Raw genomic sequence first — 16,580 nt, forward strand, 5'->3', positions numbered from 1 at the left:
CTCCGCTCCCCGAACACCCGGTTCCCGGCCCCGTCCCGTCAGTGGTGACCACTGACGGGACGGGGCCGACGGATGGACGGCCTCGGATTTCAGGCGGAGCCGCTCAGGTCGACGAGACGCACGGGCTCCGACAGCACCGCGCGGGCGCTGTCGAAGTCGGCCAGGCGTGCCGCGACCGTGGCGGCGGCGAGGCGTTCGGGGAGGGCGGCGGAGAACTTCAGCCCGCGGACGGCCCGGGGGTCCACATCGGGCAGGACGAGGTTCTCGCCGACGTTCTCCCGGGCCGCGCGCCAGTCGGCCGGGGTGAGGTCCTCGCGCAGGCGCAGCCAGCAGTCGGTGGGGCGCTGCAGAGGATCGGCGACCGGCCCGAGCGTGGCCGCGAGGGTGGCGTTGGCCCGGTAGCCGGCCCAGGTCCACCAGCGCACGTCGTCACCGGAGCGGGTGATCAGCGTGCCGCCCGGGTGCGCGGTGCCGGGTGCGTCGTTCTCGCGCTGCCCCGCCAGGCGCGCCTCGGCGCGCCGTGTGAGGGCGACGGGCGGGTCCGTGCCCAGCAGCACCTCGCGCATGGCGCGGGTGAGGGCGTACGACAGTCCGGCGATGCCGCCGTTCGTCCACTTGGCGATGCCGCCGCCGTCGGCGGGTTCGACGAAGACGCGTTTGCGTTTCCAGTCGATGTAGGTGACCTGCCAGCTCCGCCCGCCGAGCAGCAGGCGCCGCGGGCCGGGGCGTTCCTCGGTGAGCACGCTCGGGTCGGTGCGGCCGATCTCGGTGCGCCCGGACAGCACGGTGAACTGCGGCGGCGCGGTGAAGGACGCGGTGAGTTCGATGAAGTGCCGCTTGCCGAAGCGGCGTTCCGCCTCGGGACCGACGAACAGCATGCCGCCGTCGCTGTCGAGGAAGCCCTCCTCGGTGAGGTGGCGCAGGATCGGGGCGGCGGACCGGTCGAAGGGTGCCAGGCCGTTCCACTGCTGTTCCCACAGCCGGTCGCCGAGCCTGTGCTGCTGCAGGGTGACGGCGAGGAGCTGCTGGGCCACCAGGTGGCGCGGCTCGGGTGGCGGGTGGACCGGCTCGACCCAACCGCGCGACCACAGCAGCAGCAGTCCCGCCGCCTGCAGCAGGGCATCCTCGCGGGTTGTGAGGAACAGGCAGTTGCGCACGGTGCCGGGGCGCCGGCCGGTGCGGCCGATGCGCTGCAGGAAGGAGGCGACGGAGGCCGGTGAGTCGATCTGTACGACGCGGTCCAGGTCACCGACGTCGATACCGAGTTCGAGGGTGGAGGTGGAGACGATGACGCAGTCGCGCGCTTCGGCGAACGCCTGCTCGGAGCGGGTGCGTTCGTCGACGGAGAGGGAGGCGTGGGAGAGGAAGACCGTCACCTCGCGGGCACGGAGCGCGGCGCCCAGCTCCTCGACCTGGCGGCGCGAGTCGCAGAAGACCAGCCGCTTCTCCCCCCGGTGCAGGGCGGCGATGAGCTTGGCGGCGTTGTCGAGGGAGCCGACGTAGTCGAGCTCCACCTCACCGGTGGGTCTGCGGGACGGGTCTTCGGCGGCTCGCTCCCGGTGTTCGGCCGTACCGGTGGCGGGCAGGTGGATGCCCGGGCCGACGACCCGCCCGGTGCGGCTCCCAGCAGCGGCTCCTTGCAGCCAGTGCAGTAGTTGCCCGGGGTTGCCGACGGTCGCCGAGAGCCCGACGCGCTGGATGGGGCGGCCGGTGACCCGCTCCAGCCGTTCGAGTACGGCGAGCAGGTGCCAGCCCCGGTCGTCGCCCGCGAAGGCGTGCACCTCGTCGACGACGACGGCCCGTACGCTCCCCAGCAACCGCGCGTGGTCGGTCCTGACCCCGATCAGCATCGCCTCGAGCGATTCGGGCGTGGTCAGCAGGATGTCCGGTGCCTCGGTGCGGATGCGCTGCCGCTGCGACTCCCTGGTGTCGCCGTGCCAGAGGGCGGCGCGCCGTCCCAGCCACTGGGCGTAACTGTCGACGCGGCCGATCAGGTTGTTGAGGAGCGCCTTGAGAGGGCACAGGTACAGCACCGAGGTGCCGGTCCACCGTTGCGCGGTCATCGCCGACAGCAGCGGGAAGCAGGCCGCCTCGGTCTTGCCGCCGGCCGTCGGGGCCAGTAGGACGGCGTCCTCGCCGTCCATGAGCGGGGCGATCGCCGCCCGCTGGAGGGGGCGCAAATCGGGCCAGCCGAGGGTGTTGACGATGTGGTGCAGGACGACGGGGTCGAGCCGGTCGAGCACGCCGTCCCCTCCCCCACCCGGCTCCTCCCCGGCCGGGCTGCCGGCATCCGACATCACAGCTCCAGGTCGATGTCGTCGGCGGACGCGGGGCCGCCGCCGGCCGTGACGGCCAGATTCCGCTCCACGTCGGTGAGTTCACTGCTCGCGACGGTCAGCCTGTAGTGCTGTCGGGGATCGAAGTCGCCGAACTGGTCCACGCGGTCGAGCACGTCTCCCACCAGCTTCTTCAGGAACAGCCTGGGGGCCACCCCCACCTTCCCGCCCAGCGCTCCGCCGACGGCCCGCGCGAGGTCCGCAACGTAGTCGTCGTCGACGACCGCCCGCACCCTCTCGGGCGACGCGGCGGCCTCGGCGTACAGGTCCCGGATGGTGGAGCCGAGACCGACCAGGGACTCCTGGGTGAAGCCGGGCAGCCGGATCTGCACCGCGCGGGGGTTGTCGAAGCGCGGGTCGGTGGTGAAGTCGGTGGCGAGCCGCTGGGCGAGCGGGGCCAGGCGCTGGACGCCCTGCTGGCCGTCGTAGAAGGCCGGGGTGCCGGTGATGACGAGGTACAGGCCGGGGAAGCGACCGGAGTGCACCTCGTCGATGAGCTGCCGCAGTGCGTTGAGCGCCTTGTCGCGAGCGTCGGAGCGCACCCGCTGCAGCGTCTCCACCTCGTCGAGGACGACGAAGAGTCCGGTGTGCCCGGAGTCGCGCAGCACGGTGAGCAGGCCCTGCAGGAAGCCGAGCGCCCCGAAGTGGTCGAGGTCGCCGCGTACCCCGGCGGATCTGCGGGCGGAGGCCGCGACGTGCGGCTGGCCGCCGAGCCACGCCAGCACGGCCGCGGCCCTCGCCTCGTCGCCGTCGGCGAGGGCGGCCCGGTAGCCGCGCAGGGCGGTGGCGAAGGACGGGGCGTGCCGGGAGACCTCGGCCAGACGCGCGACGAGCAGCTTCTCCACTTCGCCGGGAAGCTCGTCCTCGGTCGCGCCGGCCGCGAGGGCGTCCTCCTCCAGCGCGTAGAACCAGGCGTCGACGACCGGGCGCAGGGCGCTGGGCGGGAAGCTGGAGGTGGCAAGGCGTTCGGTGAGCCGCCGGTAGACGGTCTCCAGCCTGTGCAGCGGGGTCTCGTTCTCGGAGATCTGGATCTCGGCCACGGCGAAGTTGCGGCGCTTGGCCCGCTCCCCCAGCCAGCGGGTGAAGAACGTCTTGCCGGAGCCGTACTCGCCGCGCACGGCCTTGAACACGGACCCGCCGGACGCGACGGCGTCCAGTTCCGCGTCGAGGGCCGCCTCGAACCGGTCGAGCCCGGTGGCGAGCAGGTCGAGCCCGCTCTCGGGCACGGCCCCGCGGCGCAGGGCGTCGACGACGGTACGGCGGCGGGCGGCGGATACGGGTGCGGTGCGCTTGGATCCGGTGGTGCTCACGCCCACCAGTGTTCCATTCCCGCGCGCGCCGGCGCACGGGACCGGAAGAGCTCCCGCGAGCGGCCCGCGGCCGGGCCACCGCCCGCCCGGGCACGGCGGACTCCTTCCGGGCCCGGGCGGGCGGCCGTGGACGACGGCACCGGCCGTCAGCCCGGGCCGAGAGCGAACTGCTCGCGCAGCAGCGCCTCGTGGAGGCGCAGGGTGCGCCCGTCGGGCAGGGTCTCCAGTACCTGTACGCCGTCGTAGTTGAGGAGCTGCCGCAGGACGGCGGCGAAGCCGTCGCCGCGGGTGGTGGGCATGCCCGCGCGCTGGGCGAGAGCGGTCACGGGCAGGGTGCCGCCCGCCTCCAGCAGGGCGGCGAGCGCCTTGCGGACCTGCTCCTGCTGCGGTTTGCGGGCCAGTCCGCCGAGCTGTGCACGGTACGCCTCGGAGTCGAGCAGTGCCGTCACCAGCGCATCGGTACGGGAGACGGGGGCCGGGGTGAGGAGGGCGTCGTCTCCTCCGGCGGTCAGCCCCACGTCGAAGAGCGCCTCGTGGGTCTGCGCGATCTCGGCCTGCTTCTTCTGCGCCTTCGCCGTCGTCTTCCTGGAGGCGGTGGGGGCCGTGGGAGTGGCGGCCGCCGGCCGGCCGGTGCGGTCGTCCGGCGCCGGTTTCCCGCTCTCATCCGGGGCCCACCACACGGGCCGCTGGTCGCCCAGCTCCCGCCAGCCCTTGGGCGGTTCCGCGCCGAGCCGCAGGAAGGCGAGCACCGGGATGGCGACCTCGGCGAGGGAGGCCCCGCCGTGGTAGCCGGCCTTGAGGGCGGTGTAGCGGGAGTCGGTGTCCCACAGGGCTACGACGGACGCGCCCGGCTCGGGCCAGACCACGCGCGGCCCGGACAGGGCGATCTCCCGCTCTGCGGTGGGGCCGCCGGGCAGGCGGTGGCGGGCGGACGCGGGGTCGGTGGCGGGGCCGGCCTTCGTGCCGTGCCGGTCGACGACGTGGCCGTGGTCGCTGGTGAGGATGACCGCCATGCCCTGGGTGGCCGCCGCCCGCAGCAGGTCGCGCAGGCCGGGTACGTCGTCGACGCGCCAGGCGCCGTCGCCGAGCTTCTGCTCCTTGGCGAGCCGGTCGTCGATGGCGTTGAGGACGACGGCGACATGGGTCCTGCCGTCGGCCAGCGCCTCGGTGAGCGCCGGGCCGAAGGTCTCGCCCGCGGTCTCGGTACGCAGGTCGTCCTTGTGGAACACGGCGGCCGGGGCTCCGCCCCACAGCTTCAGCGCGGGGAAGAGCCGCTTCTCGTCGGCCTGGGTGCCCTTGATCAGCCTGCCGGTGAGGAGCGAGGTGCGGGAGACGGCCGTCACCGTGGGCAGGGCGGCGGCCATGGCCCGTCGGCGCGGGGCGCCGCCCTCGGGCAGCGGGTCGAACTCCGCCCAGGAGTCGCGCAGTTCCTCGGCGAGTTCGTTCGCGATGGCCGCGCTCATGCCGTCGAGCACCAGCAGCAGCACCCGCCGTGCCTCCCCGCGCCGGACGACCGGCCCGACCACGCGGTCGAGGAAGGTCTCGACGGTGAGCATGGACCCGGGCTGGGTGCCGGCCTGCGTCCAGGAGGCCAGCGACCGGGCGAAGGAGGCGTCGATCAGCCGGCGCCGGTCCCTGACGCGGGCGCCGAGGGTGTCGTAGGCGGCCTTGAGGACGGGGTCGGGGTCGCCGCCGGCCTCGATGTGCTCCAGGGCGCAGTCGGCCCAGCCGGTCTCGGCGGTGTGCCGCTGTATGGCGTCGGCGACGGTGGGGGCGTCGGCGGGCGGGTCGGTGGCCAGCCAGCGGGCCAGTCGCTGTCCCATGCGGGCGCGTTCGATGCGGGCGGCCTCCTCCGGCTCGGCGGCCAGCCGGTGCTCCTCCAGGCGGCGTACGGCGTCTGCCGCCGCGGCCGTGTCGCCCGCCGCGAGGGCGTGGCCGACGGCGGTGAACCGTGCTTCCAGGCCGCCGCGCAGGACGGGGCTGGCCTCCACGGCCCGCTCGGCGCCGAACTGGCGGGCCAGGGCGGATGCCCGGTCGAGCACGGTGCCGGTGGTGCGGCGTGCCTCGCGGGCCTGGTCGGCGTCCGCGCCGCCGGTGCGGTGTCCGGCCACCAGCAGCCCGGTCACGTACTCCTCGGCGGCCCTGCCGAAGACGGTCACCAGGGCGTCGAGTTGGTCGCCGACCGCCGGGGGCTGCTCGCCGAAGTAGCGCTCGGCCCGGCCCCGGGCCCGGTAGGTCTCGGGGGTGGGTTCGGCGTGCTGCCACAGGGCCGCGCACACCAGGCCGAAGGCGGCGGCGTCCGCACCGCGTTCGGCGTCGACGAGGGCGAGCAGGGCGCGTCCGGCCAGGCCCGCCTGGTCCTCCTCGGCGAGGAAGGCGGCCAGTCCGGCGCGTTCGGGGCCGCGCAGGGCCAGGAGGCGTTCGGGGGCGCCGGACCGGGTCGACCAGTGCAGCAGGGCCTGGGCGTCGAGCCGGTCGTCGCCCGGGCGGCGCCGGCCGCCCTCGGTGTCGTAGCGGCCCAGGCGCAGGCGGCGCTGGGCGAGCGCGGTGAGGGCGTGCTGCCGCGACAGCCAGCCGCCGGGCACGGGCGGCCAGCCGCCCGCGGTGGGCGGTGTGGCGTCCAGGAGTGCCTCGGCGGCCCAGTCGGCGTCCCGGAGCCGGGGGTCCGTCTGCCGGGCGCCGAACGCCTCGCGGACGACGTCCCAGCCGTCGACCGTGTCGATGCGCTGCTTGTGAACGCGGGCGAGGACGGCCGGGTCGAGTTCGTTCTGTTCGCGGTCGGTGAGGACGACCAGGACGGCGGGGCCTTCGCGGCGGCCCGCCAGGTGGTCGAGGACGAGTTCGTGGACGGCCAGCGGGGAGGGCGCCGTCGCGATCCCGGCCGTGCGGCCCTCGCCCCAGGCGGGCTCGGCGGGGCCGTCCCACCGGGGTTCGGAGCGCAGCAGCACGACCCGCCGCCTGCCCCCGCCGCCCGTCAGGGAGGCGGCGAGGGAGGACTGCGAGGACAGGTACTGGGTGACGGTCGCGGTGTTCAGCCGGACGGCTCCGGGGACGGCGACAGTGGTGTCCGTCATTCGACGACCCGCCAGGTGATCTCGATGGTGGCTTCGGGGTTGCGGGCGGCCAGTTCGGCCAGTTCCGCCCGGAGGTCGGCGGCGGCCCGGGCCGCGGTCGTGCGGCGGCCCCCGGACTTCCCCGTGGCGGCGCCGCCCGCCGGGGAGGGTGTCTCCTGCGGCTGGGTGAAGGAGATGCGCGGGTCGCTGGTCGGCGTGTCCAGGGACTGGCCGTCGGCCGTGGGGGCCGGGGTCGCGGCGGGCGAGGGCGGCGGGGCGGCGGCGGCCTGGCGGCGCTTGACCAGGGCGACGACCTCGCGCTGGGTGCGGGCCAGGGCCTCGCGCAGGTCGGCGGTGCGCTGGTCGTCGCGGGCGACGTTGCGCAGGGAGTCCAGCAGCGCCTCGCCTTCGGGGCCGAGTCCGGCGGCGAGTTCCAGGGTGGTCCAGGGCGCGGAGGCGACGGCCTCCGCGACGGCGCGGGCCTTCTTGATGGAGGTGCCGTACCGGTCGGCGCTGGTCTCGCCCAGGTCGAAGGCGGCCAGCGCCTCCACGGTCCGCTTCGCCCCGGCCGCGCCCTTGCCGGCCTCCGCCGTGAGGGCGTCCAGCAGTTCCAGGGCGCGGCGGGCGAGGGCGAGCCGCCCGGTCTCGGCGGTCTGGTCGAGGCCGAGGAAGGCGGCGTGGGCCTCCAGCCGGTGCACCAGGTCGGCCGCGTGGTCGCGGTGGGCGCGGGCGGCTGCGATGATCTGGTGGGCGAACTGGTTGACCATCCGGCCGCGCCGCAGGGCGGGCGGTTTCTCCCCGAAGATCGTCTCGAAGCGCTGCCGCGCGGTCTCCCAGTCGGACTCGGCGGGCAGCGGCTGGCTGCGCAGCCCGTCGTGGTCCTTGATCGCGTTCAGTTCGGGCGCGGGGTCCAGGACGGTGCCGCCGCGCACCCACACCCGGTCGTCCATCTCGGCGAAGGCGGCGACGACGAGCCGGACCAGGAAGTCGGGCAGGCCGCGCGGGTCTGGCTCGTCCGTCCAGTCGGCCAGTTTCACCAGGGACAGGTCCCCGGTGACGCCCCGGGAGCGGGCGAGCTTGCGGAAGTGGTCGGCCCAGTAGCGGGACAGCTCGAAGTACGCCTCCTTCTGCTGCCCCAGGCGCAGGGGCCCGGCGACGCGCTGCATGAGCCCGCGGTCGCCGGCCGGGACCTCCACCCGCCCGTCGCGGGCCTCGGCGGCGGCCCGGACGTGGGCGAACACCCTCCTGGTGTCGGCGGGCCGGACGGCGGTGCCGGTCTCGTCGGGGTCGAGGTCGGGGTGGGCCGGGTACTGGTGGGCGAGCAGCTTGCCGGCGACGTGCCGGATGCCGTCGTACATGTTCTGCCCGAAGGACAGGGTCAGGTCGTCCACGTCCGGCAGGGCGACCAGGTGGTCGTCGAAGTCGGGCACCACGTCGGCGGCCTGCTTCCGGGCGAGCCCGTAGGCCTGCTTGAAGGCGCCCTTGACCTGCTTGAGCAGGGCCTCGCGCTGGGTCTCCAGCAGTCCCTTGGCGCGGCTGCGGTTGTCGGCGTTGAGGTGGCCGGCGTACTGGGTGTCGAAGCGGTGCTCGTCGGCGAGGGCCTTGTCGATGACGACCAGGCGCCGGAAGTCGGCGAAGCGCTGCGCGGACAGGTGCGCGGGCAGCCAGGCGACGGTGCGGGACCGCTCGCCCTGCTGCCGTTCGCGCAGCCGCTGGATGCGGTTGGCGTCCTCGACCGGGCCCCACTCGCCCTCGTCGAAGGGGAGGTCTATGGCGATGCGCCACAGGCCGTCCTGCTGCGGCATCAGGTCGTGGTCGGGCAGCTCGTCCTCATCGGCGACGTTGCCGAAGACGACCTCGGCGGTACGGGCGGTGCCGCGCCAGGTGAAGCCGAGCTGGTCGCTCAACTGGCCGTGCTCGACGCCCAGTTCCTCCGACAGCAGGCGCCGGGCGAGTGCGGCCCGGTTGCCGGGGTTGTCGTTGACCTGGGCGTTGGCGATGACGGAGTCCACGTCGACGCCGGACAGCTCCAGCCGCACACCGGGGTTGGCCTCGGTGCCGGTCTCCTTGATCTCGGGGAACCGGGCGGCCCACTCGGCGACCTTGTTCTTGATGATGCCGACCTCGGCGCCCGGGATGGGGGCGAGGACCGAGCCGTAATTGAGTGCGCCGAGCCGCCGGATGGTCAGCTCCGACAGCGCGGGCACGCTGGGCGCGAGCGCCGACAGCAGCAGGGTGCACACCAGCCGGTTGTCGCCGGTGAACGCCTGACAGCCGCCCAGCCGCCTGGGGTCGGTGATGGACTCGGGCCGGTTGCGGTACTGCTCGACGTCGTCCTCGGTGATGTCGTAGGAGCTGAGCAGATAGGGCCGCAGCTTGGTCCGGTAGAGCTTGTCGGCGGCCTCGAAGACGACCTTGAGGCTGTCGGTGAACGGCTTGTCGCCGCCCTCGGCGATCACCGGGTAGAGGTCGCCGACGGGGACGAGCTGCCCGAGGCGGATCTCGTTGCGGTGGTCGGCCAGGAGCTGGCCCATCAGCTTCAGACCGGTGCGGGAGCGCTGGAGCGCGGAGGAGATGTGGACGAGGGTGTCCATGAAGGCGGGCGAGAAGGGGTACGTCAGCCTGAACGACTCCTCGTCCGCGCCGGTGGTGCCCTTGTCGGAGCCCAGCAGGGTGTCCCAGACCTGCGCGCCGGCCCTCTTGGTCTGCGCGAACGCCTCGTCGACCAGCCTGGCCGCCTCGGCGTCCTTCGGCTTCAGCAGGCGGGCGTGGGCGATCTGCGGGAGGTTGCGGTCCTCCAGGGTGATCTTGTCGAACCGGCCGGAGGCCAGGTTCAGGGTGTCCTGGATGGACGACTCGGCCGCGCCGGACACCTCCTCGCCGACCAGCTCGCGCAGGTCGCGCTGGCGGGCGATGAACGACACCACGGGGATGGCGCGGCGGGCGTCGCCGCCCTCCACGAAGTTCGTGATCTTGCTGGCCTCGCGGGCCACGAACTTCTGGTCGTGGATGAGGGTGGCCAGCCACAGGATCAGCTCGTCCATGAACAGGATCAGGCCGTCGTAGCCGAGCGACTTGGCGTGCTCGGCGATCACGGACAGGCCGGCGTCCAGGGAGACGAAACCGTGCTCGTCCTCGGCGGCGTTCTTCGCGAAGCCGGGGAAGAGGTTGGTGCTGGCGTCGTTGACCAGCTTGGCCCGCAGCTCGGCCGGGGTGGAGGGGTTGAGGAGGTTGAGCGGGACATCCGCCTCGTGGTTCTCCTCGGCGGCGAGCGCGATGTCGAGGAGCTGCGGGGTCCAGGTGAAGCCCTCTCCCCACTCGTCCTCCTCGCCGCCGTCCGCGTCGCTGCCGCCCAGGCCCCGGATGACGGCCTCGTCGCCGTAGGTGGCGCGGTTGGCGCGGATGTCGTCGAAGAGGGAGTCGGTCCGGTACACCTGCGGGGTCGGCGCGTCCGGGTGCAGCTTCTTGACGTGGTGCACATAGCCGCCGAGGACGCGCTGCTCCAGGGCCTTCGCGCCGAGCATGTGGTACGGCACCAGCAGGAACCTCTTGCCGTCCGTGCTCAGCCACTCGTGCCGGGTCAGCACCGGGTCGAACTCGGTGCGGGCGCGGGCGGCCGGGTCGCCGCTGAGCAGCGCGTAGAGGACGGCCATGAAGTGCGACTTACCGGAACCGAACGAGCCGTGCAGATACGCCGCCTTGGAGCGGTGGCCGTCCAGCGCGGACTTGATGAGGGCAAGCGCCTCGTCGAAGTTCTCCAGCAGCCGCTCGGTGACGACGTAGTCCCTGAGCGCGTGCCGGGCGCCCTCGGGCGTCGTCGCCTCGGCGAGGGACAGCACGAAGTCCGAGGTGGAGATGGACTCCTTGATGTCGATGACATCGCGGAGGAGGGGCTGCTGGGCCATCGGGTTTTCTCGCTCTCCTTGCGGACGTGCGGTGTGCGGCTCTGCGGTGTACGGGCGGGCGGCGGGGGCGGGCCGGGGCCGGAGGCCCCGGGTCCGGCCCGCCTTCGGTTTCTTCCTTTTTCTACTGTTCCTGCTGCTTCCGCTACTTCTTCGCGGTGGCGCGGCGGCCTCGGGTGGCGGCCGGGGGCCGCCAGGCGCGCAGGTCGTCGTCGGTCAGGCCGTGCTCGCCCTGCTTGGTCTGGCGGTAGCCGGCGAAGAAGTCCGCCGGGGAGCCGCTGTAGGCCATGTCGAACTCGCCGTGCCACTGCTCCAGCCACGGCTGGAGCTCCAGCAGGCCCGCGAGGAACGGGGTGATCTCCTCGGTGGACAGCGCGGTGTTGGTGAAGTACGTGGCCAGCGCCTGGGCCTGCTCGCGGTGGTCCCAGCCCGCCCAGCCGTACAGCTCCGGGGTGGCGGCGTTGGTCTGGGAGTAGGAGATGAACCGCTCCTTGGGCACGTCCAGCTTGCCGCGCGCCTTCCAGTAGGAGGGGCGCAGGAAGTCGGCCGAGGTGTACTTCGGCGGGACGGGGATGGAGTCGCGGATCTTGCGCTTGGCGGGCTCGTCGGGGGCGGCGTCCTCCTGGCGCTGGAGGTCCCACACGTGCTCCCAATCGGCACGCTTCTTCAGCCCGGAGGGCTTGTAGCGCAGGGCGGCCAGGAACGGCACATGCTCGCCGCTGATCAGCTCCGCCACCACGGCCGCCAGTTCCTTGCGCGGGGCGTAGAGCTTGGCGACGGCGGTGAAGTCCTCGTCCTGGGAGAGGGCGTCGGTGAGGCGGGCCAGGGTGAGGAGGGTGGGCTGGCCGCTCTCGTCGAACCACAGCTCGCGGGCCTCCATCCGGTCCAGCAGCCACGAGCGCAGGGCCTTGTCCTGCATGGCGTCCCAGCCCTCGGTGGCCCACCGCCGCTTGTACTCCGGCCGCTCGATCATCCCGATCGCGCGGGAGGACTCGATGACATCGATCCGCTTCTGCACGACGGCCTGGTAGGCGGCCGGCCAGTGCGCGGGAATCTCGGTGATCGGGGTGGAACCGTGCCGCCGGAACCACTCATCCGACGCCTCCCCGGCGGCCACCTTGCGGGCGAGCACGATCTCGAACGCCCGCTCACCGAGGGCCAGTTCGGGGATGTTGGGATCGTCGGGGTCCTCGGAGACCCGCAGGTCCTCGTCATGCAGGCCGTAGAGGGTGTAGACCTGCCAGTCCAACTCCTCCTGCAACGCGATCATCCGCGCCCGCGCGACCTCCCACCGCGCCCGCGCCTCCCGCAGCACCCCGGCGGTCGGCACCGCCTCAGCGGCCACGGCCGCCGGACTGACGGCGGAGAGTCGCTGAGCGAGACTGTCAAGGGCCGTGGCGAGAGCGGTGGGGTACTCAGCGGGGAGCGGAAACTCCTGGAGCTTGGTTCCGGTGAACTCAAAGAACCGTTCCCAGTCGTCGCTCGTGAATCCGCCCCCTTCGCCTCGGATGCCTTTATCGTGACTCACCTGCTTGAGCCAGAAGCCAGCCGTGGAGCTGTTGAGCAGCCCGAGCAGCCGCAGGTGCTTCTCCTCGCTCGCCCCCTCCCGCAACTTGATCACCGGAGCGGACTGCTTGAATACCTTGCCGCCTCGATCCAGCGCGAAGTGGTTATGTGTGGCAACAAAAGCAAAAGTGATCGTAAGGGGTGTCCGAAGTTTATTTGGATAAATCTCCTGCCATTCGTACCAGGTGAGTCCGCGTTGAAGCATTGGAGTTCCGAAGCGGCGGCGCTTGGAGATGATTGACCAGTAAGGTTGTAGATAGCGCCGCGTTCCGGGGGTGGTCGAAATCGGAAGAACTTTGAAGTCCTCTGAGTACACCCAGGTTGCGTCGAATGATGGCTCCGCAAGGAAGTCCCGGATTACATCACCAGTGACCATGGGGCGAGTTTTTTCAATCCGATTGCGAGCTGCGCTTCCATTGGGTGGGAGCAGGTACAGGTCATCCTCGCCGGTGACTGAAGAGATGCCTGCTTCGGAGGAAATTTCCTTGAGGCGTCCCGCCGCATGTCGATCCAGGGAGTCGATCATCTCCTGGCCGCCGTCAGCCAACACCCATGGTTGCTTTCCGAAATGCTTCTCGCGTGACAGGTCGTCCACTGATGTCCACTGACTCGTTGATCCAGGCTTATCGATTTGTTCGACGATCGACTGCCAGACCAACCCGTTTTGAGCATTCTCCGGCGTTGAAGGCTCTCCCTGCACGCTTCGGACCGTGCGAATCGCCGCCACGCGCCCCTTCCCGGCGCGTCGCTTGCCAACCAGAATGACGGTTGGTGTTCCGTGCCCCGGGATGTAGGCGCCGGAGGTGTCGATCACCTCGGTCAGTTCAACCTTGTGGGCGAAGTACTCCTCGATCAGCTTGGTGCCGAATTCCCGCTTCATGAAGGAGTTGGCGGTGATCTGGCCGACCATGCCGTAGCCGCTGCCGTCCGGCTCCCCGGTCTTGGCCAGTTGGAAGAACCGCTCGGCGAAGGGAACCGACAGCGCGTACTTACCCGCGCAGGAGGCGTACAGCTCCCGGTACAGGGCGTTGAGCTTCTTGTCCTTGACCGTGATGTAGGGCGGGTTGCCGACCACCACGTGGTAGCGGCCCGGCTCCAGGATGCCGGGGTGGTCGTGGATGTCCTCGGTGGCGTAGGCGAAGGAGGCCAGCGGGTCGGCGGTGCCGTCCTCGTCGCCGCCCAGGGTCAGCTCCAACTGCCGGGCCTTGATCAGGGAGTCGCCCACCGCCAGGTGGATCGGCCAGTCGTACTTGGCCGCTTCCTCCAGCGTCCGCATACCCGCCGCGGCCATGGCGGCGACCAGCAGGCGGAAGCGGGCGATGGCCACCGCGAAGGGGTTGATGTCCACGCCGTGCACCGAGTCCAGCGCGGCCCGGACCCGCTCGTGCACGTCCCTGCCCGGCTGTCCCTCGCCCCGCAGCCGCACCAGCCGCCGGAAGGCACCGAGCACGAAGTGGCCCGACCCACAGGTCGGGTCGATCATCTTCAGGCCCTCGTACCCGAACTCCCGCACCGCCGGGTTCATGGTGCGGTCGAGGATGAACTCCTCCACGAACTCCGGCGTCTGCAGCAGCGCGTACGTCTTCCGGGCCGCCTCGCTGAGGTCCTGGTAGAGGTCGCCCAGGAAGCGGGTGTCCCACCCTTCCGTGCCGTCCTCGCTCAGCGGGTCGGTGAAGTCGTGGACGAGGGCGCCCGCCTCGTCCCGCTGCCGCCAGAACTCGACCAGCTCGCGGGCGCCGTCGTGGGAGAGCGGGATCTGGTACAGCGGGTTGCGCCGCCGGTCGAACAGGAGGCGGCCCGCCTGCCCCGCGCCCAGCTCCTCGAAGGCGCTCTCCAGCCAGCCCCGGTACGTCGGATCCGCGTCCGTCTCCACGTAGTGGTCGTAGCGGGCCTCGGCCAGCTCGCGCCGGTCGGCGTCCGGTCCGGTCAGGTACGGCTCGGGGATGAGGTGGTTGTCCTCGCAGAACCGCACGAACACCGTGCCCAGCACCCACGCCACCGCGACCTGCGTGACCCGCTCGTCCAGCCAGGAGGTCCACGTCGCCGCCGTACGGCCGAGCTTGCGCGCCTGGTCGTACTCGGCGCGCAGCCGCGCCCCGACCTCACCGAGCGCCCTCACCTGCTTGCCGAGGTCGGTCTCGACCGCCTTGACCTGCTGCCTCAGGTCGTCCAACAGGGCCTTGCGATCGATCACTTCGCGTCTCCCTCGACACCACTCGTCACGTTCTCGCCGGACCCCCGATGGGCGTTGCCCACCCAGGTGTCCGGAAGCTGGATCCACTCCCCCAGGCCGGCCTGGTACGGCACGGCCACCTGCCCGAGCCTGGGCTCGCGCGAGGGGTCGGCCTGCGGGACCAGGAGCCACAGGCCCCGCCCGCCCCGCCGGGCCGCCGACGCCAGCCGGTCCAGGACGCCCATCGCGTCGTACCGGGCGAACACCCCGGCCTCCGTCAGCAGGACCGGGCCCGCCGCGCCGCCGCTCCCGTCGCCGCTTCCGTCACCGCCGTCGCCCAGCAGCTCCGCGATCCGCGGCTCGACGAGCCCCCAGGCCGTCCGCGCGTACTCCGCGAACCGCACCGCGCCCTTCGAGCCCGGCTCGGCGGCGTCCGCCTTGAGCAGGGTCTCCCAGGTGGGCTTGGTGCCCGGCGTGACCTGCGCGCGCAGGCCCTCAAGGAACAGCTCGGTCACCGAGACGATCCGCGCGCCCAGACGTTCGGCGCCCAGTTCCCGCACCGCGTCCCGTACGAGCTGCTGCCGGACCGTCAGCACCCGGTAGCCGTCCCGGCGGGCCGAGGCGGTGAGCCGTTCCTCCGCGCGCACCGCGCCCGCGAGCTGCGGGTCGTCCGCGTACCGCGTCACGGTGCCGACGCGGGTGGACTGCCGCCAGGCGCCCGTCGTGAGGTAGCTGGAGGCGTCGTCCACCCGCGTCGGCAGGTAGCGCAGCGTGCCCGTGTCCTCGCGCGTTTTGAGCGACAGCTCGAAGCCCGCGTCGCGCAGTGCCTTGGTGAGCGGGCCGCCGGTCGGCAGGTCGTGCGTCGTGCCGCCGCGCCCGTCCGGGGCGACCAGCTCGGGGAAGCGGGCGCGGACCCGCTCGTGGATCTCCTCGCCGGTCAGGCCGGGCTGCCTGCCCTCGGGCACGCCCGGGATCCAGCGGACGAGTCCGGCCTGGGTCAGCCGCAGGGCGCGGACGAGCGGCAGGTCGCGCGGGTAGATCTCCAGGCGCGGGGTGGCGGCGGCGTTGACGGAGGCGGCGGCGGCCAGTTCGACCATGCGCCGCTCGTCCCAGTCGACCGTGCCGGGCGGCACGGTCACCGCGCCCAGCTCCGCCAGCACGGTCGTGGCCGTCGGCAGGGTGTCCAGCCTGGCGAGACGGTCGGCCGCCCTGCCGAGCCTGGCCGCGTAGTCCAGCAGGCCGGGCGCGGTCGGGGTGTCCGGTGCGTCGTCCTCGCGCACGTCCAGGGCCAGCAGGCCCGCGCCGAGGGACTCCTCGGTGGCCCTGCGGTTGGGCTGGTGCTGGAACTCGGCCTCGTCGGGGACGAGTTGCTCAACCTCGACCACGGCGCGCACGGCCGCCAGCGCCAGCGCGCGCCGCTGCTCGCGCTCGGAGAGCTGGCTGCCGCGCCGCACGGCGAGGGCGTCGGCTATCTCGACGGCGGAGGCGACGCGCCCCATGCCCGCGAGCAGGTCGAGGATCTCGTCGCGCAGGGCGCGGACGGCCGCGTCGCCCTTCCAGCGCTTGCGCTCCTCCTTGAGCATCTGCGGGATGCGCCCGGCGCTGAGCCCCAGCGCCTCGGCGACGTCCTTCTGCCTGGGCCAGACCCCGATGCCCGGCAGGACTCCGTGTTCGTCGGGCAGGCGCAGCAGCAGCCGCACCATCTCGGCCTTGTTTCGGTTGGAGCCGTTGTTGTTGACCGGCGGGACGAGGATCGTGGCGAGGGCGTCGAGGCTGACCGAGCGCAGGGCGCGGGCCGACAGGCCGCCGGCGGCGTCGGCCGCCGCCAGGTCGCCCGCGAGGGCGGACTCGGCGGCGGTGAGCTGCTCCAGCTCCTCCTTCGCCTCCGCCCGGCCCTCGGGGGTGAGCGGCGAGACGGGTGTGCCGCGCAGCCTCTCGCCCCACTCCCGCTGCCGCCGCTGCACCTCGTTGCGGGTCTTGGCGCCCAGGCCCGGGGCGTTGACGAGCTTGCGGCGGCTGTAGTCGAGGAGTTCGCCGACGGTGCTGATGCCCAGGCCGTAGAGGAAGGACTGGGCCGCGCCCGTGAGGCCGGAGACGGTCAGCGGGGTGTCGCGGGTGACCTCGGCGGCGAGGCGGTCGCGCTGCTGCTCGGCGGTCTCCGGCTCGGCGTCCGCGATGGCGCCGAGGGGGGCCGCCCCGGCCGTGCCGGGGCCCGCGGCGGAGCCGGTGGCGGCCGGGGC

5 protein-coding genes and 1 pseudogene are annotated in these 16,580 nt (G+C 72.8%); all 6 read right to left on the minus strand.

Annotated features, from left to right (window positions below; all coding sequences use genetic code 11):
- Window positions 1-89: 89 nt before the first annotated feature.
- Entirely contained in the window at window positions 90-2,297 is a 2,208-nt protein-coding gene (locus L7D48_RS02625; RefSeq protein WP_237876958.1) for a DEAD/DEAH box helicase, read from the minus strand.
- A complete protein-coding gene (gene brxD / locus L7D48_RS02630) occupies window positions 2,297-3,646 on the minus strand; it encodes a BREX system ATP-binding protein BrxD (protein ID WP_237876959.1) in 1,350 nt (449 codons plus the stop codon). The genes L7D48_RS02625 and brxD overlap by 1 nt, the downstream gene beginning before the upstream one ends.
- Window positions 3,647-3,792: 146 nt before the next feature.
- The gene (gene pglZ, locus L7D48_RS02635) at window positions 3,793-6,720 is read right to left on the minus strand and encodes a BREX-2 system phosphatase PglZ (RefSeq protein ID WP_237876961.1); all 2,928 of its coding nucleotides are present in this window, start codon (window positions 6,718-6,720) and stop codon (window positions 3,793-3,795) included.
- Entirely contained in the window at window positions 6,717-10,604 is a 3,888-nt protein-coding gene (locus L7D48_RS02640) for a phage resistance protein (RefSeq protein WP_237876962.1), read from the minus strand. Before L7D48_RS02640 ends, pglZ begins: the two co-directional genes overlap by 4 nt.
- Before the next feature lie 142 nt (window positions 10,605-10,746).
- A complete protein-coding gene (pglX, locus tag L7D48_RS02645) occupies window positions 10,747-14,361 on the minus strand; it encodes a BREX-2 system adenine-specific DNA-methyltransferase PglX (protein ID WP_237876964.1) in 3,615 nt (1,204 codons plus the stop codon).
- Window positions 14,358-16,580 (minus strand): annotated as a pseudogene (locus L7D48_RS02650) (BREX system serine/threonine kinase PglW); the annotation flags it as partial. The pseudogene L7D48_RS02650 and the gene pglX, both read right to left, overlap by 4 nt.

The sequence above is a fragment of the Streptomyces sp. ICN903 genome, from assembly GCF_022015835.1.
Taxonomy (GTDB): domain Bacteria; phylum Actinomycetota; class Actinomycetes; order Streptomycetales; family Streptomycetaceae; genus Streptomyces; species Streptomyces fenghuangensis.